The 18804-nt window shown below is 62.2% G+C and carries 17 protein-coding genes; 6 read left to right on the forward strand and 11 right to left on the reverse strand.

Annotated features, from left to right (window positions below; translation table 11 throughout):
- Window position 1 precedes the first annotated feature (1 nt).
- Window positions 2–1057: a sugar phosphate isomerase/epimerase family protein gene (locus V1292_RS30210; RefSeq protein ID WP_334376195.1), complete on the reverse strand. Its 1056-nt coding sequence runs from the start codon at window positions 1055–1057 to the stop codon at window positions 2–4.
- Between the two features lie 258 nt (window positions 1058–1315).
- On the opposite strand from V1292_RS30210, the gene V1292_RS30215 reads away from it, so the two are divergent.
- Window positions 1316–2125, forward strand: coding sequence for a DUF6065 family protein (locus V1292_RS30215; RefSeq protein ID WP_334376196.1), 810 nt, complete (start codon window positions 1316–1318; stop codon window positions 2123–2125).
- 133 nt (window positions 2126–2258) lie between these two features.
- Window positions 2259–2534 carry a hypothetical protein gene (locus V1292_RS30220; protein ID WP_334376197.1) on the forward strand — a complete coding sequence of 92 codons (276 nt, stop codon included), beginning with the start codon at window positions 2259–2261 and terminating at the stop codon, window positions 2532–2534.
- Window positions 2535–2680: 146 nt separating this feature from the next.
- Here the strand turns inward: V1292_RS30220 and V1292_RS30225 are convergent, their stop codons facing one another.
- The 4 genes from V1292_RS30225 to V1292_RS30240 form a co-directional block, all read right to left on the reverse strand.
- Window positions 2681–3892: an ABC transporter permease gene (locus V1292_RS30225; RefSeq protein ID WP_334376198.1), complete on the reverse strand. Its 1212-nt coding sequence runs from the start codon at window positions 3890–3892 to the stop codon at window positions 2681–2683.
- Window positions 3882–4643: an ABC transporter ATP-binding protein gene (locus V1292_RS30230; RefSeq protein ID WP_334418781.1), complete on the reverse strand. Its 762-nt coding sequence runs from the start codon at window positions 4641–4643 to the stop codon at window positions 3882–3884. Before V1292_RS30230 ends, V1292_RS30225 begins: the two co-directional genes overlap by 11 nt.
- A complete protein-coding gene (locus V1292_RS30235; protein WP_334376200.1) occupies window positions 4640–5977 on the reverse strand; it encodes an efflux RND transporter periplasmic adaptor subunit in 1338 nt (445 codons plus the stop codon). Before V1292_RS30235 ends, V1292_RS30230 begins: the two co-directional genes overlap by 4 nt.
- A 193-nt stretch (window positions 5978–6170) precedes the next feature.
- A complete protein-coding gene (locus tag V1292_RS30240) occupies window positions 6171–7403 on the reverse strand; it encodes a calcium-binding protein (RefSeq protein ID WP_334376201.1) in 1233 nt (410 codons plus the stop codon).
- A gap of 229 nt (window positions 7404–7632) precedes the next feature.
- On the opposite strand from V1292_RS30240, the gene V1292_RS30245 reads away from it, so the two are divergent.
- The 4 genes from V1292_RS30245 (at window position 7633) to V1292_RS30260 (ending at window position 10908) form a co-directional block, all read left to right on the forward strand.
- On the forward strand, window positions 7633–8157 hold the full coding sequence (locus tag V1292_RS30245) for an RNA polymerase sigma factor (protein WP_334376202.1): 525 nt from the start codon (window positions 7633–7635) through the stop codon (window positions 8155–8157).
- Entirely contained in the window at window positions 8157–9023 is an 867-nt protein-coding gene (locus V1292_RS30250; protein ID WP_334376203.1) for an anti-sigma factor family protein, read from the forward strand. Before V1292_RS30245 ends, V1292_RS30250 begins: the two co-directional genes overlap by 1 nt.
- A gap of 461 nt (window positions 9024–9484) precedes the next feature.
- The gene (locus tag V1292_RS30255) at window positions 9485–9754 is read left to right on the forward strand and encodes a hypothetical protein (protein WP_334376204.1); all 270 of its coding nucleotides are present in this window, start codon (window positions 9485–9487) and stop codon (window positions 9752–9754) included.
- Window positions 9755–9993: 239 nt separating this feature from the next.
- A complete protein-coding gene (locus V1292_RS30260) occupies window positions 9994–10908 on the forward strand; it encodes a S8 family serine peptidase (protein WP_334376205.1) in 915 nt (304 codons plus the stop codon).
- A 130-nt stretch (window positions 10909–11038) separates the two neighbouring features.
- On the opposite strand, the gene V1292_RS30265 is transcribed toward V1292_RS30260, so the two are convergent.
- The 6 genes from V1292_RS30265 to V1292_RS30290 all read right to left on the reverse strand — a co-directional run bounded on the left by V1292_RS30265 (window position 11039) and on the right by V1292_RS30290 (window position 18804).
- A complete protein-coding gene (locus tag V1292_RS30265; RefSeq protein WP_334376206.1) occupies window positions 11039–12421 on the reverse strand; it encodes a glycerate kinase family protein in 1383 nt (460 codons plus the stop codon).
- 114 nt (window positions 12422–12535) lie between these two features.
- Window positions 12536–13990 (reverse strand): SLC13 family permease, encoded by a 1455-nt coding sequence (locus V1292_RS30270; RefSeq protein ID WP_334376207.1) that lies wholly within the window; start codon window positions 13988–13990, stop codon window positions 12536–12538.
- A 76-nt stretch (window positions 13991–14066) separates the two neighbouring features.
- A complete protein-coding gene (locus V1292_RS30275) occupies window positions 14067–15377 on the reverse strand; it encodes an HlyD family type I secretion periplasmic adaptor subunit (protein ID WP_334376208.1) in 1311 nt (436 codons plus the stop codon).
- Complete coding sequence (locus V1292_RS30280; RefSeq protein WP_442895573.1) at window positions 15364–17211, reverse strand: type I secretion system permease/ATPase; 1848 nt, start codon at window positions 17209–17211, stop codon at window positions 15364–15366. The genes V1292_RS30275 and V1292_RS30280 overlap by 14 nt, the downstream gene beginning before the upstream one ends.
- A gap of 9 nt (window positions 17212–17220) precedes the next feature.
- Window positions 17221–17976, reverse strand: a complete 756-nt coding sequence (locus V1292_RS30285; RefSeq protein WP_334376209.1) for a hypothetical protein — start codon at window positions 17974–17976, stop codon at window positions 17221–17223.
- Window positions 17977–18084: 108 nt separating this feature from the next.
- Window positions 18085–18804, reverse strand: a complete 720-nt coding sequence (locus tag V1292_RS30290; RefSeq protein WP_334376210.1) for a hypothetical protein — start codon at window positions 18802–18804, stop codon at window positions 18085–18087.

Here is an 18804-nt window from a genome sequence, read left to right on the forward strand (position 1 = left end):
CTCAGGAGATACCAAGCATCTTGCGGTTCATCTGATCGTCGGTGCCGGAACCTGCGAAATCGTCGAAGGCCTTCTCCGTCACCCGAATGATATGTTTTTTGATAAATTCGGCGCCCTCGCGCGCGCCTTGCTCAGGATGCTTCAGCGCGCATTCCCATTCCATCACCGCCCAACTGCCGTAATCGTACTGCGTGAGCTTGGAGAAGATCGCGCCGAAATTGACTTGACCATCGCCCAGTGAGCGGAATCGGCCAGCACGATCGACCCAACTCTGGAACCCGCCGTAGACGCCCTGGCGGCCCGTCGGGTTGAACTCCGCGTCCTTGACGTGGAAGGCCTTGATGCGTTCGTGATAGATATCGATGTAGTCGAGATAGTCGAGCTGCTGTAGCACGAAGTGCGACGGGTCGTAGAGCAGGTTCGCGCGCATGTGGCCATTCACTCGCTCGAGAAACATCTCATAAGAGACACCGTCGTGCAGGTCCTCGCCTGGATGGATTTCATAAGCGAGATCAACGCCGTGCTCCTCCGCATAATCAAGGATCGGCAGCCAGCGCCTGGCGAGCTCGTCGAAGGCGGCCTCGACGAGGCCGACCGGACGCTGCGGCCAGGGATAGACATAGGGCCACGCCAATGCGCCGGAGAAGGTCGCCTGCGCCGTAAGCCCGAGGCGCCGTGAGGCGCGGATCGCGCGCTTGACCTGGTCGACGGCCCACTCGGTGCGCGCCTTCGGATTGTCCCGCACCTCCGGCACGGCGAAGCCGTCGAATGCTGCGTCATAGGCCGGATGAACCGCGACGAGCTGCCCCTGGAGATGGGTCGAGAGTTCGGTGATGGAAAGGCCGTGACCGGCTGCGATCCCCTTCACTTCATCGACATAGTCCTGGGACTCCGAGGCCCTGCGGAGGTCGAAGAGCCGCCCATCCCAGCTCGGGATCTGAATCCCGTCGTAGCCGAGCGAGGCGGCCCATTCGCAGATCGCGTCGAAGGAGTTGAACGGCGCGGCGTCGGCGGTGAACTGAGCGAGGAATATCCCTGGTCCCTTGATCATCTTCATGAAATGCTCCTTCTCCTCTGGATGCTCCAGAGCGCTCGATATCTTACCAAAACTCTGCAGCGCTCGCATTTCGGGAGGAAATCGAGGAGATTGACCCCTGAGCCACCTTGCAGCAAGGCCCCGAGCACTTCTGATTCCTCGTGGGCTGTGCGGGCCAAACGCAGAAAGCGGGTGGAGCCTCGTTTGACCAAAAGAACGCGGAATAACGGACCAGCGATCGCGTTATTCCCGCGTGGTCATGCTTATGAGGAGCCGCCGATGCTATTCCGTTCCAATCGCCGCACGCCGGAACTCGACACCGGATCCCGCCCGCAAACAGAGGCCGAGCTGCGGGTCAACAAAGGCAGCTCGATCGAATTTCTATGCCAGGCGGACGACTTCGGCGTTATTGCCGAGCCTGCGCCGGCCAAGGCAGCGCTGCCAGAGTGGTTTCGACGCATTCCACCTGTCGATCAATCGGTGCTTTCGGCTACGAACAACGGCCTGACCATCAAGCGATGCATGCCTTTTCTCGATGCAATGACGCTTGGCTTTGTTCTGCCGATCGCTGCGACAGTACGTCTGCAAATCAGCGAGCAAGGCCGCAAGGTTGATGCCGGCTGGGAGTTCGACCGGGTGATGGTGAGCAATCACGGCAGCTACCAGATCGCCGGACACCCCCTCGCAGACAGACCGCCCATGAAATTTCATAACTACTGGACCATCAAGACGCCGCCGGGCTGGAGCTGCCTGTTCACCGCACCGCTCAACCGGCATAACCTTCCCGTCGAGATCCTGGCCGGCGTCGTCGATACCGACACCTATGCTTCGCTGATCAACTTTCCCTTCATCGCGACCGGACCCGATGGGATCCACGTCATTGAGAAGGGTACGCCGCTGGTGCAGGTCATTCCATTCAAGCGTAGTGAGGCCGACCTCGAACTACGCAAGGAAAGTGCCTCACACGAGCGCCTCGGGCCTGTCGTTGCGGCAGAGACCGCAGCCGAGGGACGCGAGCGCCAGCAGATTCTGCGGAACACCCAGGCCTCCGAGGGATGGTATCGAAAGTTTGCACGCGCGAGGCGATGAGGCGATGGCGACACTGCAGACGAGGCGCCGGAACTTTGGCGGCATTCGGAATAAGCTCTCGTCGCGCCTCGTTTCATTCTGGGGTCGAAAAGAAATCGGCCCCGTATCGCAACCAAGGAAAGAGGATCTTGCCATGAAACGAGAAGCTATCTTCACCGCCAGTGCGATTGTCCTGGCGCTCGGGACGACCGGCACGCAGGCTGCCGTCGGCGCACCGTTCGACACTGCGGTGCAAGCCGTGAAGGCCGAGCGGGGCCAGATCATTCTGGCCGGCAACAGTTCGTCGAACTCGAGCTCCAACAGTTCATCGAACTCCAGCTCCAACAGCTCTTCGAACTCAAGCTCGAACAGCTCTTCGAATTCCAACTCGAACAGCTCGTCGAACTCAAGCTCCAACAGCTCTCGCTAAGCGAGTCTTGGCCAGGTTCGGCCAGTCGACGCCAACGGAAAGGGCCCGGGCTTCCGGGCCCTTTCTGCGTGTCTCATTGCGTGCAGGCAGCCATCGACCGGCAACATGACGAGCCGCCCCTGGCCCCTCGGCGCGGCAACGTACGACTACTCGCGGGACAACGCTTCAATCGGGTCAAGCTGCGCAGCCCGCGCAGCCGGCATGTAACTGAACGCCAGTCCGATCGCGCACGATGCGGCCACCGCGATGACGACGGTTGCGGGATCCACGACGAGCGGGATCCGAAGCCAAAGGCGCGCGGCCGCTGCGAGAGCCAGCCCGGCAACAATGCCGGCCAGCCCGCCTCCAACTGCCAGCAGAACCCCTTCGGCAAGCACTTCCGCCTTGATCTGGCGCGGCAGCGCCCCGATTGCGAGGCGGATTCCGATTTCTGCAGTCCTGTCCGCGACCGAGACCAGCATGATGTTCATGATCCCTATGCCGCCCACCAGCAGGCTGATCGCTGCGATAGCGGTCAGCAACGCGGTCAGCGTCCGCGACGTGCTCGCCATAGCCTCAGCGACCTGGCGCATCTCGAGCAGATGGAAGTTATCGGCCTGCCCGGGCGCAATACCGCGACGTTCGCGCATCAGTTCCTCGATCCGCTCCTTCATGTGCGAGGTATCGACGTCATGCCGGACCAAGACATTGACTGACTGGATATCCGTGGTGCCCTGAATTCTGCGTTGATAACCGGTGAGAGGCATGACCACGATGTTGTCGTCGTCCTGCGACAGCCCCGACTGCCCTCGCCCTCGAAGCACTCCGATCACTTCGCAGGGCAACGTCTTGACGCGAATGGTTTCGCCAACTGCAGCACTGCCGCCGAACAGCCGCTCATGGATGGTCGCTCCAACAATGCAGACATTCTTGCCGGCCTGAATTTCGTGACCGGAGAAAAGCCTTCCCGCGGCGAGGCCCCATCGCTTGGCGATAAAAAAATCGTTGTCTGCACCAGTGATACTGGCGACCCAGTTTGCCTGTCGCAAAACGACGCGAACCGGTTGCGAAGCGACGGGCGCGACCGCCTGAAGTGCGCTGCGAAACTGACGGATCGCGTCAACGTCGGCGTGGGTGAATGGCTTCGCCTCGATCTGCGCGCCCTTGCCGCCGCGAGTATCCTGGCCAATGCGGAGCGACAGCAACTGCATGCCGAGTTGGTCGATCTGTTCCTTCACCTTGGCATTGCTCCCGCGCCCGATCGTCACCATCCCGACCACGGCGCTCACGCCGATAACGATACCGAGCGCGGCCAGCGTCGAACGCAGGACATTGCGCTGCAAAGCGGAAACGGCCAAGCGCAGAATCTCATGGGCCATCACTGCACTCTCCATCGAAGTGTCTTCGCCGGATGCGGCCGTCGGCGAAGCGAATGGTGCGGCGCGCATGCGCGGCGATCGAGGGGTCATGCGTCACCATGACAATCGTGGTGCCTGCTTCGCGATTGAGTTGTTTCAGCAGTTTCATGATTTCGGCACCTGTCGTGCTGTCGAGCGCGCCTGTCGGCTCGTCGGCGATCAGCAGGTCGGGCCGGACAACCAGGGCGCGGGCGATCGCGACGCGTTGCTGTTGGCCGCCGGAGAGTTGGTCCGGAGTGTGGTGCTGGTGTCCGGACAGGCCGACCGAGATCAGGGCCGCTGCGGCAGCCTCGCGGCGCACGCGCCGCGAAACGCCCTGGTACAGCAGCGGCAGTTCGACATTGTCCAAAGCGCTGGTGCGCTTGATGAGATTGAACCGCTGAAACACGAATCCCATGCTGCTTCGCCGCAGCAGCGCCCGGCGCGCGGCGTCGAGCGCGCCGGTATCGATCCCCTTGAAATGATAGCGTCCGCTGGATGGTGTATCGAGACAGCCGATGATGTTGAGAAACGTCGACTTGCCGGAACCGCTAGGCCCAACAACCGCGACGAACTCGCCCGGTGCGATCGAGAGATCAACACCTGCGAGGGCGGTCACCGAAGCAGGTCCACGACCGTGAATGCGGGCAACATTCTCCAACAGTATCAGGGGCTCGATGCCGCCATTTGAGGCGTGCTCTCTCGCCTTGCTTTCGACAGCGCCGGAGCTCATGGCTGAACCGCAGCCGTGTCGATGACGACGCTATCGCCTGCTGCAATGTCGCCATCGAGGATTTCGCTGTGCGTGCCGTCGGTCTCGCCAATCCGCACTTGAACGGATGTGAGCATGCCGCGAACCAGCTTGTAGATCTGCCGACGCCCGGGCAGAGAAGAATCAGCGGCGCGCGCCGTTGCGGGCGCCGCGGCGATGGCCGGTTGGGGCCGGGACGCCGCATTCATCGCCTGAGCGATCGCTCCAGGCACGCTCTGCGGAGCAGGCACCTGGGCCGGCGGCACGAACCGCAGCGCAGCGTTTGGCACCAGCAGCACGTTGCGGCGCTGTGCGACCGTGAGGTCCGTTGTGGTCGTCATGCCGGGCTTGAGCTGAAGCTCGTCATTGTCGAAGCCGAGAATCGCCTTGTAGGTAACGACGCCCTGCACGACCTCGGGACCAAGATAGATTTTTTCGACAACAGCCGGGATGGTTCGATCGCGCAAGGCTTGGCCCTTGAACACGGCAGGCTGTCCCGGTCGCACGGCGAGAGCATCGGCTTCATCGACATCGACCTTGACCTGCATGTGCTTGAGGTCGGCTGCAATACGAAACAACACCGGCGACTGGAACGAGGCTGCGATCACCTGGCCACGCTCGACGTTGCGCCGAAGCACCACGCCGTCGACGGGTGCGACGATCCGCGTCTTGTCGAGATTCGAAGCCGCGAGATCGACCTCCGCGGCAGCGATCCTGAGTTCTGCCTCAAATATCTCGACCTGGGCTGTTGCCCTCATGAAGGCGCCGACCGCCGCCTCCAGTTCGCGTTCGCTGACGGCTTGCCGCTCCGCGAGCCGCTGCTTGCGGTTTCGTTCGCTCTCGGCAAGCGCGAGATTGATGCGTCCTTCACGCAACCGCGCTTCGGCAAGACCGTGTGCGGCACGGGCTCGGGTGAGCTGCCTTGCGGGCACGGCGTCGTCGAGCGTCGCCAGGAGTTGCCCGGCCTTGACCCTGTCGTTGTAGTCGACAGCGATGTCCCCGATGGTCCCGGACAGTTCGGTCGAGACTTCCACGATCCTGACCGGCTCCACGGTCCCGGTTGCAGAAACCTTGGCCTCAAGATCTCCGCGAAAGGCTGCCTGTACCACGAACTGTGTGTCGATCGCCTGAGACCCATCTCCCTTGCTGAAGCCAATCACGATCGCGGCCGAAACAATGGCGATCCCCGCCAGCCCGGTTGCGATACTGCGCCTTCTGCTGCGAAGCTGCAGCTCGGCGAGGCTCCATTCGGCGACCGCGCGTCGAGAGCCGGTCCAGGCCGAGTGAAGCTGGTTGAGTTTTGGAGTTTGCCACATCAGCGCTGCTCCGTCGGGCGTTCCAGGTGAACCTCAACGCCTTCAACGAACGTCTTGGCAGCTTATTCCGGCCTTTGCTTCGCCAAGGTCTTTCACTTGCCGCGCCTTCGCCTGTAAAAGCGGATGATTCCCCGCCTCACGGACCCGCGGATGCAGGAAGCAGGGATAACCGTGCTTCCTGTCCGAGGCAGACTCAGACGATAAGGAAGTCGTTGACGCTGAGAGTCTGAACACCCTGTAGCGTTGCAATCCACTGGGCACTCTGGTCGCCGGCGCCATCGGCATCCCAGCTCAGCGTGCCGTTGTCGGTGTCAAACAGAAACGTCCCGACTCCGGAACTTGTCGCGACAGGTGCTGAAGATGCGACGAGCTGGCTTGCGTCGAGCGAACTACCACTGCGAATCCCGCCGCCGAACATGGCCGCTTCGATCTGCAGTTCGTCGCTACCGATCAGGAAATCAGTGATCGTGTCGCGGTTCGCGGCGATGTTCGACAACACGAACGAGTCCTGATCGGCTCCGCCGGTCAGGATATCGCCGCCCAGCCCGCCGATCAGCACGTCGCTGCCGATGCCGCCGATGAGATTGTCGGTTCCGATACCGCCGTCAAGCCGATCGTTGCCGCTATCGCCGATGAGCTGGTCGTTTCCGGCATCGCCGATCAGCCAGTCGCTGTCTTCGCCGCCGAACAGACGGTCGTTACCGGATCCACCCGCGACCAGGTCGTCGCCCGAACCTCCGGAAACGATGTCGACGCCGTCACCGCCGTATAGCCGATCGGCGTCCTTGCCGCCGTCGAGACGGTCGTCACCGAGACCGCCGTACATTTCGTCCTCGCCCTCCTCTCCACAAAGGATGTCGTTCGCGTCGCCGCCTTCGACCAGATCGGCGTCCTCCCCGCCATAGAGCGTATCGGCTCCGCTGCCGCCAAAGACGAAGTCCTGACCCTTGCCGCCAAGCAGGACGTCATTGCCATCGCCGCCAAACAGTTCGTCGTTGTCTTCACCGCCGTCCAGTCTATCGCCGCCGATGCCGCCATAGAGAGTGTCCTCGCCCTTGCCTGCGGCCAGCGTATCGTCTCCGTCCTCGCCTTCGAGCAAATCGTTGCCTTCGCCGCCATCAAGGACGTCATTTCCGGCCCCACCGAACAGCTCGTCATTGTCCTTGTCGCCGTAGAGCCGATCGTCACCGCCGTCGCCGTACAAAATGTCGGTGCCTTCTCCGCCATTCAACGTATCGTTGCCGTTGAATCCTTCCAGAATGTCGTTGCCCTTGAAGCCGAAAATCGTGTCGGCCAGATTCGTGCCGCGCAGCCGATCGTCAAAGTCAGTTCCATTGATCTGCATGGACCACTCCCGTTGTTCGGCCGCGATGCGGCCTATTCGTACGGCTCCAACAGGAGACGGTTCGATCCGCTCCTGCGCCACGCGAAGCTAAACGGAAGCCCGCAGTGCTTATTCCCGGATGAACCGAAAGGGCTTGCACGGCTCAGGCCATCCTGAGATGATCTCCAGGATGTTGCTGTTACCGGAACATAAATAAAGATGGTAGCTTTCGGAATATGCGAGAGAGCGCCGCGTTATTCCTTTACGACTACGGCCCCTCGACGTCGAGACGTGAGGAATGAGTTATGCCGTCGACGTCGAGACATGAAGAATGAGCGGCTTCGGTGACGAACTTGTGAGCTTGCTGCCTCGTCTGCGCCGATTCGCGCGCTCGCTGACCGGGCGAGCCGACGAGGCTGACGATCTTGTACAGGCTACGTTTGAGCGCGCGCTGCGCGCCCAAGCGCTGTGGGAGCCGGGCACACGGCTGGACGCATGGCTGTTCAGAATCATGAAGAATCTCTGGATCGATCAGATCCGGCGCCGGAAGATCGAGGGAGCTCAGACGGCGCTTGAGGATGCGGAGCACCTTTCCGGTTCCGATGGTCGAGCCGTGGCTGAAAGCCGCATTGTGCTTGCGGACGTCAAGGCGTTGCTCGCGTCGCTGCCGAGTGACCAGCAGGCCGTTGTTCAGTCCGTTTGCGTTGAGGAATTGAGTTATCGAGAGACCGCCCAACGCCTCAAAACTCCAATCGGAACGGTGATGAGCCGTCTGGCTCGCGCCAGGCTTGCTCTGTCGGCCGGACTCGATTTCGATCAACTCGCCGAAGCCCGCCACAACGCGAATAAACCCTGATGACCGCGATCACCGACGAAACCCTGATGGCTCTGGCGGACGGCGAACTTGAACCCGCAGAGGCGGCCCGCGTGCGCGAGGCGCTTGGCCGCGACAACGATCTTGCTGCGCGATTTGCATCATTCGCAGAATCGCGGGCGCTTTTTTCTGGAGCAGCCAGTCGCGCCGACGATGACGCAGTGCCCGAACATCTTGTCGGCATGGCCCGCAGGCTCGGGAATGCATTGTCGGAATTTGGCCGAGGCACCCAGCACGGCTCCACCGATGTTCCGCGGCCTGAAACGGGCGCAACCAACGAAGCCGACGACCGTGCCCGAAAAGACGATATCATCACGCCCGCCAACGCATGGCGCGAACAAGCCTCGCGCAACTTGCGTCGGTCCGATCGCTTCAAGGCCATGGCTTTGGCCGCCTCAATCGCACTTTTTGCCGGAGGCGTGCTTGGCTTTGCACTCAGCGCGCTTCGACAGCCCGACAACACGTTCGCGAACAAAGCGCCGCTGAACAGCATTGCTGTATCGCCTGCAGAAGCGGAGTTGCTGTTCCAACTCGCGAGCGGCGAGTCGCGGCAAGTCCCAAGCAGCTCGGGAACGGCGACGGCCGACATCACCATGGTATCCACGCATCGGATGGAAGACGGCTCCATCTGTCGCGAATTCACGACGGCGATCGTCGGCACGCAGCAGACACGGGTCGCCTGCCTACGGGAGCGAGCGTGGTATGTTCATCTCGTCGTGGTTTCGTCGTCGAGCGGCAGCTTCACGCCAGCGAGCGGCCACGAGACGGCGGATCAGTTCATCGAAGCGCTCGGGAGCAAGGAAATCCTGACCGGCGACGCGGAGCGCAAGGCTCTCGTGCAGCCCTAGCGCCGAGCCTGTAATTCGGCGGCCTCCTGGCGCGCTTTCAGGCATGGTGCAGGCCCGATGATGCGCCGGCTCCTGCAATCTCGGGACCGCCGCGCAGCCGTTATGGATCGCGGCCGTTGGACGCACCGTCGTCCAACGTCCTCAGATGATAGATGAAAGCCGAAGTTGTTTGTGCGCAACCGGACGCCACTGGAACTCATCCGTTCCATGAACGTTAAGCTCCTTGCCGATCAGCTGACGTGAAGTGCTTTCGTTTCCGATCGCTCCGGCGCTTTTTTACGCCGGGCGGGAATAGGCGGGCAGCATCCTCCGTTGTTGTAAGGCGACGAAGACGCAGTCAGTGTATCACCACGGATAGCGAATGTGACAAGAGGAAGCCGCCCGTATGGCCACGAGCGGGCGCGCTCCTAGCGCGCACACCCAGAGCAACAATTCTAGTGATCCGCCCATGAGAACCGTGATTGCCTGCCATTCATTCGCGACTGTCGTCGGCCTATTTCTGGGCTTCGCCGTGGTCGGTCAGTCCCCAACATACCCTGCACTGTTCCCGCCCGCATTCGCTGATGACGGTGGCGGTGATGGCGGTGGTGGTGGTGGCGGCGGTGGCGATGGTGGTGGCGGTGGAGGCCCCCCCGTCGGGAGCAATTGGAGCCCTGTCGGAAGAGGTGGACACTTCTCGCTGTTTCGCGGCTTTCGGTTGCCGTGGGATGCAAGACCGCGTCGTGCCATGAGGGCGCGTGCGAATGCACCTGAATATGTACTGTCCGGAATCGAGGCTACTCAAGCCCAGACACTGCGCGACCGCGGGTTTCGCGTCATAGCGGAACGCTCGCTGAGCGGCGGCAGGGGTTTGTTGCTGCGCGTCGCAGCGCCGGGCCGGCCATCGAAACAACGCGCGCTCGCATCATTGCGTGAGATCGCGCCGGGACGGCCTGTCGATGAGAACAGCTTATATCGCCAGCGATTTCAGATGCAGGGCAGCCGGTCAACGCTGCGCAACGCGTTCCTCAATCCATTGGAGACCGTGGGCTGGCGTTCGCTGGAAAATTGCGGTGACCTGGGTGCGGTCGGGCTGGTGGATACGGGCATCGATGCGGACCACACAGGGCTGGCGAGCAAGCGACTAGAGGTGATTACGCAACGCTCGCCCGACCGACAGGCGTCAAGCAAACGCCACGGAACAGCGATCGCGACGCTCTTGCTTGGCGACGGCGTATTCCCTGGACTGACGCCGAAGGCCCAGATTGTAGCAGTCGACGCGTTCCATTCGCAAAACGGCACGGACCAGATCGACACGTTCGATCTGGTGTCCGCGATGGACACTTTGGTGGAGCGCGGCGTTGCGGTCATCAATCTGAGTCTGGCGGGATCGTCAAACGAGGTTCTGGACGCGGAGGGAAAGCGTGCGCAAGCCCGAGGCGTCATCGTGGTCGCCGCGAGCGGCAATGACGGCGCCGCCGTCAAACCGCGTTATCCCGCAGCTTATCCATGGGCGATCGCGGCAACGGCGGTTGACAGGAATCTCGTCGTCTACAAGCGAGCGGTTCGTGGACCGCATATCCGACTTGCCGCTCCCGGCGTCGATCTTGCGCTTCGTGATGGCGACGGGAAGCTGCGACAGCACACCGGCACCTCCTTCGCCGCGCCGTTCGTCGCCGCGCGGCTGGCGATGGTTCACTTGGGAAAACAGACCCGGCGCGCCGACGCAGCAGGCCCACCCCCACCCGCCGACGATCTCGATTCCGCGCGCACTGCGGAAGCCAGCGTCGCGGCACTTAGCAGCCAGGCGATCGATCTCGGCGAACCCGGAAAGGACACCGTCTACGGAGATGGCCTCGTCCAGTTTGGCTCCGCATGTCGCTCCGCGACGAGTGCGACACGATGAACGTGTCGACACAGGTTGCAACAACAACTGCAATCATCGAGCTAGAAACGACGCGATGCTATGATCGCGCCAACTGATGAACTTGCCCAAGTAAGCGCGGGGCCGAGTTGAACCAACCATTAAAGTGGTTCTAATGTGGCCAGATGCCTTCGCTCAGGACAACGCGTTCAGGTTCTTGGTAAGAGCGTGCAACCCCGCAAGATCTGCCATGCTCGGCATCCTGTGGGCTCTGAAGATGAATAGCCCCTGATAACATCGTCGGCGGCGCTACAGTGTCCGACGAGATGAGCGGACGGCTTCGAGCTGCGTCGAGACCCGTGACGACCGTGCGCAAGCGGTGGCTATGGCAGCCCGCGGGATCAAGCAGGCGCATGCCGACCAGGACCATGCGAATCGTATCTTCGGTCGCGTGGCGGAGCAGATGAGACGCCGACGCCATCGCCTCGTCGAGCGTCCAGGGCCGCATCTGGATGCTCGCGAACGCGTCGATACCGCAATCTAGATTAGCTTTGGCGCCTTCGCCGATTGAACCGGCAAGGGCGATCACTGGAAGGCCGCGTGCCTTCGCGCGCCGCGCGACTTCCGCCGGCACCTTGCCGAACGGGGTTTGGTTATCGAGAGTGCCCTCTCCGGTGAGCACGAGATCGGTCTCGGCCAACAGGGCGTCGAAGTTGGTGTAGTGCATGACCATGTCGAAGCGCGGACGCAGCACCGCGCCGAGGAGCGCATGCAACCCCGCGCCAATGCCCCCGGACGCTCCGCCGCCCGCCACCGTCTTGACATCGACGCCGGTTGCGACGCGCACGCACGCTGCATAGTTCCCAAGCGCCGCCTCAAGCATCACAATCTGTGCGGGCGTCGCACCCTTCTGCGGACCGTAAACGCGCGTCACGCCATGTTCGCCGAGCAACACATTGTGCCAATTGACCGCCGCTTCAATCTGCACGCTGTCGAGGCGCGGATCTCGATTCGACAGGTCGATGGAGGCAAGCCGCGCCAGCGCGCCGCCGCCGCAGCCGATCGCCTTGTCGTCCGTGTCAAGTAAACGGATGCCGAGCGCTTCCGCCATGCCGGCGCCGCCGTCGTTGACGCCGCTGTCCCCACATCCGACCAGAATGTGCTCGGCTCCGGCATCGAGCGCCGCGCGGATGAGTTCGCCGACGCCGCGGCTCGTCGTCACCGCCGGATCGCGCGCTCCGCGCGGCACTAGCCGCAGGCCGGCCGCCGCCGCAATCTCGATCACGGCCGTCTTAGGCCCGGAACCGCCAAGGAAGCCGATCGGCGCGCGCACCGGCGCGTTGACGGGACCACTGACCGTCACCTGTTCAAGCGTGCCGTTCGTCGCCGCTACCAGCGCCGCCGTGAAGCCTTCGCCGCCGTCGATCATCGGCGTGGAGAGCACCCGAGCATCGGGCAGCGTGCGCCGTACGCCCGCTGCCATGGCTCCGGCTACTTCGGTGGCGCTCAGGCATTCCTTGAAACCCGAGGGAGCGATCAGAACGGTAAGGGCCATCTTGTCCTCCGTTGTGGGGCGGCAGAAGAGCGTGCGAGGATAACGGATGGGATCCAGGATTATTCCCATGCATGGAAGAGCACACTTCTGATCGCCATGTGGTGCGGCCGATGATCATGGTTGTAGCGAGATACCGAGAAGCGGCCAGACGACCAGCGCGAACGCCACCAACAGAAGGAGGTGTATCGGCAAGAGCACAGCTGAAAGGAGCATCAGATCCTTCGGCGCATAGGTCGGCTGCGTTAGCGTGGCGTAGAGTGCCACCGCTTTCGCGCTCACTGGCAGCGTCTGGCAGAAGCCAGTTCCGACTGCGACGAGCAGAATAAGTGCGGCCGGATCGTATCCGAACCCGGCGAGCGGCAACGCGAGTATCGGAATGAGAACGACCGCTCGTGCGGTCCGCGACGTCACGACCAGATGCGCGCAAAGTGCGGTCGCGGAGACAATTGTGGCGACCGCGAGCGGGCTGCCGAATGCCTGCCAGTCGATCCTCGTCACAAGATCCGCCGCAACCACGCGCGCGGCGCCGGAGACGATCAGCGCGTCGCCCATCAGCATGGTAGCAGCCAGGAACGCCAACAGCTTCCATTCGATCGTTTTCAGGGCCGTGGCCGGCAAGAGCGCGGGGGATGGTCCGATCACGAGCAGTGTGGCCGCCACCAAAACGACAAGAGCAGGCTCGATTCCGACGGCCGTCGCGCTGAGAAGCGCGACCAGCATGACGGCGACGATCATTGCGACCGCGCGCTGCCGTGGATTGAGCGGGTCTCGCGGAATGCTTGGCAGCTTGGGCGCCGCCATGCGCGTCTCGCGGTCGAGGAATAGCCAAAGGATCACACTCGTTGCCACAAAACTGCTCGCGACCGCGAACGGAAAACACAGCACGGTCCAGCGCGCGTAATCGAGGAGCGCTCCGCCGGACCGCGTGATGAACTCGGCGGCGACCAGATGCGCGCCCGCGCCAGTAAGCGAAGCGCATGCCGAGAGCAGAACGATACTCGGGATAAGAAGCGCGAGTGCACGCACGACCTGTAAATCCCGGATCGAAGCGGCGAGCGTCAGAAACACCGGCAGGAACAACACAGCGCGACCGGTCGTCGAGGGAATGACAAAAGCGGTTGCCAAGATCAAGAAGGCGAGCCGATGGAACAGGCGCGTGACCGATCGGACATTGCCAATCGTGGCGATCACCACGCGCTCCGCGAGTCCCGATCGCGTAAGTGCGGTGGCGATCACGAAGGCTCCGACCAAGAGTCCGATTAGTGGGTTTTTCAGCGTCGTCGCGATGGTGGAGAGGGGAACGGCGCCACCGACAAGCAGCGCGGCCACGGCTGCGAGCGCGACTACTGTGTCGTCGATTTTGAACAGGGTCCATCCTAGGATCGCGAGCGCAAACACGACCAGCACGAAGCGTGCCTCGGCCGGATAAGGCAACCCCACCCCGATGACAGCCACCGCGGCGAACGCGACCAAGATAGCTATCACCGACCGCGGGCTTGAGCCGCCAGCCGCAGCTGTCGGCTCCAGGGCAATTTTCTTACTGACCGACACGGTTTGTTCATGGGCCATGCCACGACAACGGATGGCGTAGGGGATTATTCCCGGATTGACATCCCGTCGCTCAGCAAAATGCGATAGGCCAGCACTATTCCTCGCGGAACGCGCGGTTGATCTGATCCCGCAGCGGCTTGACCAGATAGGAGATGACCGTTCGATCGCCGGTCTGAATAAATGCCTCGGCCGGCATCCCCGGCACCAACACGAGCTTGCCGAGACGCGCAAGCTCCCGCGGCGGCACGGCAATGCGAACGACATAGTAGGATAGTCCGCTCTTTTGATCTTGCGTCAGATCGGCGGCAATGCGGCTGACCTCGCCGTTCAACTCCGGTGTGGTTCGCTGATTGAAGGCCGACATGCGCAAAACCGCTTTCTGGCCCAGCCGAATCTGGTCGATATCCTGCGGCTGTATCTGTGCTTCCAACGCCAGCCTGTCGCTATCAGGCACTATCAGCATGATCGTATCGGCCGGTGAAATTACGCCACCAACGGTATGAACTGCGAGCTCGTGCACCAGACCGCTTTGCGGCGCGACGAGATCGATGCGTTTCAGTTGATCCTCAGCCGAAACCTTGCGTTCGACGTACTCGGCCGTTTGCGCTTCGATCTCACGCAGGCTGTTGGCCACTTCGCTGCGAAGGTCCTGATCGATCTGGATGATCTGAAGCTGTGTCTCTGCGATCTTGCCGCCGGACTGGGCCTGCGCCGCCGCAAGCCGGCCGCGCTCACCGTCCAGATTGGTGCCTTCGCGCTCCAGCGCCATCATGCGCTGGATCGGCACGAGACCCTTCTCCCAGAGCTCACGCACACCCGTGAGCTCACGCTCAATCAGCGCGATTCCCCGCACCTTCGCTTCTTCCTGGGAGACCAGGCCACGCACCTCCTTCTCGTATTGAAGGATGCGTTCGCGCAACTGCGCTTTCTGACCAAGTCGAGCTTCACGGCGAAGCTCGAAAAGCTTGCGTTCCCCTGCCAATAGCTGCGCGACATCGCTGTCGACTGCGCGCATCATCAGCGCCGCAGGGAATGAGATCGCCGGCGCCTCATCGCGCTCTGCTTCCAGCCGCGCGCGCCGCACGGCGAATTCATCCAGCCGCTTGGTGACGATGGCGAGGTTGGAACGCGTTTGCGTCGCATCCAGTCGCATTACGACGTCACCCACGGTGACGCGCTGGCCCTCGCGCACCCGGATTTCGCCGACCACACCGCCGGTTGGATGCTGCACCTTCTTCACATAGGAATCGACGACGAAATGTCCGGTCGCGACCACGGCGCCGGCCAGATTTGTCGCCGCCGCCCATCCGCCGATCCCTGCCACGAGAAACAGGCTTGCGAGGCCACCGACGAGGAGATGGCGCCGGATCGAACGCGCGAGGGCGACGTGATCAGCGTTCGGCATCGACTTCATCCGCATATTGGTCGGGCGATCTGCCTGTACCCGGGTCGGTGGCCGTCGCGACGACGCGGAACGGAGCGGCGGCGCGAAAACCGGTCAAATAGCCGGCAGCCGTCGTCATCGTAGCCGGCGGAGGATTTGCAGCTTTCAGGGCGCGAGACAGCACCTCGTCGCGTGGTCCAAAGGCCTTCATTCTTCCTGCTTCGATGACGGCCACGAGGTCCACCACGCTGAGCGCGCTGGGGCGATGAGCAACGACAACGACGATCCCCTTCCGCTCGCGCACAGACATCATTGCCTTGACGACGGCCTTCTCGCCTTCCGCATCGAGGTTCGCGTTGGGCTCGTCGAGCACGACGAGAAACGGATCTCCGTAAAGCGCGCGAGCCAGACCGATGCACTGCCGTTGCCCGGCCGACAGGGCCGAGCCCGCCTCCCCGATACGGGTCTCATAGCCGTTGTCAAAGCGAAGGATGAGATCGTGTGCGCCCGCCGCCTGGGCCGCGGCGACAATGACGCCAGCATCGGCATTCGCTTCAAAGCGGGAGATGTTCTCGGCGATGGTACCGTCGAACAGTTCGACACCCTGCGGCAGATAGCCGACGTGGCGACCCAACTCTTCCCGGTCCCATTGATCGAATCCGGCGCCATCGACGCGCACCTTGCCGCTTGCCGGCGTCCAAACGCCGACCAGCGCACGCGCGAGTGTGGACTTTCCACTGCCGCTCGGGCCGATGATGCCAAGCGCGCTTCCCGCCGGCAGCACAAAATTGACCCCTGTAAGGCTTGGCTTCCTCTCGCCGGGAGGCGTGACGCTGATCGATTCCGCGCGCAACTCGCGCTCCGGCTTCGGCAGCGCCATGATCGCCCGCGCCTCAGGCATCAGTGCGAACATCTCCTCGAGTCTGCCCCAACTCTGCCGCGCCATCAGGAACGGCTTCCAAGCGGCAATCGCGAGATCGACCGGCGCCAGCGCACGGCCCATCATGATCGAACTCGCGATCATGACGCCGGCGCTCGTCTCCTGCCTGATGACCAAATAAGCGCCGACCGCCAGCATGCCCGATTGCAGGATCATACGCAGCGATCTGGACACACCGCCGAGGCCGCCGACGATGTCGCCGGTGCGCCGGTTTGCGGCGAGATATTCCGTATTCGCCTTCTGCCAGCGTTTCGCCACTCGACCGCCCATCCCCATGGCGCAAACCACTTCGGCATTGCGCCGGCCGGCCTCCATCAGCGCGTTGCGCGCCATGCCGTGCTGCATCGCAGCACGCGTCGGCCCGCGCGACAGCGCATCTGTGACAACCGTGAGCGACACCAGGACGATCGCGCCCACAAGCGCGGTGATGCCGATCCAGAAATGGAACAGGAAGCAAATAGCGAGATAGAGCGGCATCCATGGCAGATCGAACAGTGCCGTCGGTCCCTGCCCCGACAGGAAGCTGCGAACATTGTCGAGATCGCGCAGCGGCTGCAGGCCGTCTCCCGGCATCCGGGCTTCAAGTGGCAACCGGACGATCGCCTCATGCACGCGACCGGACAGTTTACGATCGACGCTCTCACCGATCCGCAGCAATACGCGACCGCGGATCACATCCAGCATCGATTGAAACGCGAACAGAACCGCAGCCAGCACCGCAAGCCCGACCAACGTGGACAGACTGCGGCTCGCCAACACGCGATCATAGACCTGGAGCATGAACAGCGGCGACGTCAGCGCCAGGATATTGACTACGCCGCTGACCACCGCAATTCCGGCAAGCGCCGGCGCCAGAGGCGACACGACCGCCGCAGCCAAAGGCTGCGACGGCTTGCGATGCGGGATTTTGAGCACAGGCGGCTCTCAGACCAAAATATTGCCGCAGAGAATCAGGTTGGCAATGTCGGTTCCGACATAGCCGTCCAACTGAAGCGTGTTCGTGCCGTAGGTGATGGTAAGAACGCCGGTGTCGTCCCACCAGTTGCTGTGGTTGAGGAACAGATCGGCATAGCTCGAAATGCCCGTCACCGCCTGCAGATCGATAACGTCGTCATTTCCAGTATCGGTGCCGAAATCAGCGATGACGTCGTCTGCCCAACCATCGGCAAAAGTGAAGGTATCATCGCCAAGATTGCCGGTGAGCGTATCATTGCCGGCAAAACTCAGCATGACGTCGTTGCCAACGGTGCCGTTCTGGATGGTGCCCTGCTCGGCGAAATAGCCATAGAGCGCATCCAGGCTGCCGTTCTGCGACAGATCGGCAATTGCAGCATCGAAAGCCGGCGTCAGCGCTGCACCGCTGAAATCGACCGACAGGCCTTCATCTTGCACCCACTGATCGGTGGACGAGACGTAAGCGAGATTGCTGCCAAGCGTCAACGTGGTGACCGTGCCATCGACCACACCGGGCGTATAGCTGAAATCAGTTCCGTTCACGATCACGGACGACTTGTCGTTGTCCACACCGCCCACGATGCGCGTTCCAGCATACCACTGGTCCGACACGTTCCTGACGGCGTTGAAGCCGCCCGTTCCGCGATACTCGAAACTGTCGATCCAGTTGTCCAGGAAGACCGGAAGGTCGCTGCTCGCGCTCGTGTAGTTCAGTACCAATGCCATTCCTTAACTCCTTAGATTTTCTTGATGACGATAATTGGAATCATTGCCGGCTTCCGCCGCGTTCACGGATGAACGCGGCGTTGCCCCTTGCAGAATTCGGGATGTCTCTCACGCAAACTCGAAGTTCGCGGCCGTCAACCCCGTTACGCCGGCAATCGTGATGCCGTCGGTGAAATCGGAGCTGCTGATGACAGTGTCGGCTCCGATCGTGGAAATAAACAGGTCCCCCAATCCCGTTGCCCCCCACGCCGAGACATCGAGGATGTCCACAGCAAGATCGAAGCTGTTGACGGTGTCGAACGAGGACCCGTCCTGGAATACGAAAGTATCCTGGCCGCCGAAACCGAGCAGCGTATCGTCGAGACCCAGATTCCCGACCTGCATTGTGCCTTGCTCGGCAAAGTAGTCCGTCAGACCCGGGAAGGTCCCCAGACCGTCAACGGCTCCGCCGTGCGACAGGCTGTAGATCGCATAGGCGAACGTGGTCGTATCCGGCATGTAGCCGCTCACGTTCGTGATGATGAGCTCTTCATCCTGCACCCACAGATCCTGGCCGGCATCATATTCGAGGTTCCGGCCGAGCGTGAGCGAAGTGACATCGCCGTTGAACAGGCCCGGCGAATAGCTGTAGTCGTCGATCCCCATGATGACCGAGGGGATGTTGTTGTCGACGCCTTCGGTATCGACACCGGCGGACCACTGATCCTGACCGGTAGAGAATGACCGGGAGAACCAGCCGTTGTCGTTGTAGGAGAAGTTCGCGTCATAGGCTGCGAGGTAGGATGGAAGATTGCTGCTCGCTGCGGTCAGCTCAATCAACAGTGTCAT

Origin of the sequence: Bradyrhizobium sp. AZCC 1719, from assembly GCF_036924525.1 — a bacterium.
In the GTDB taxonomy this organism is placed as follows: Bacteria; Pseudomonadota; Alphaproteobacteria; order Rhizobiales; family Xanthobacteraceae; genus Bradyrhizobium.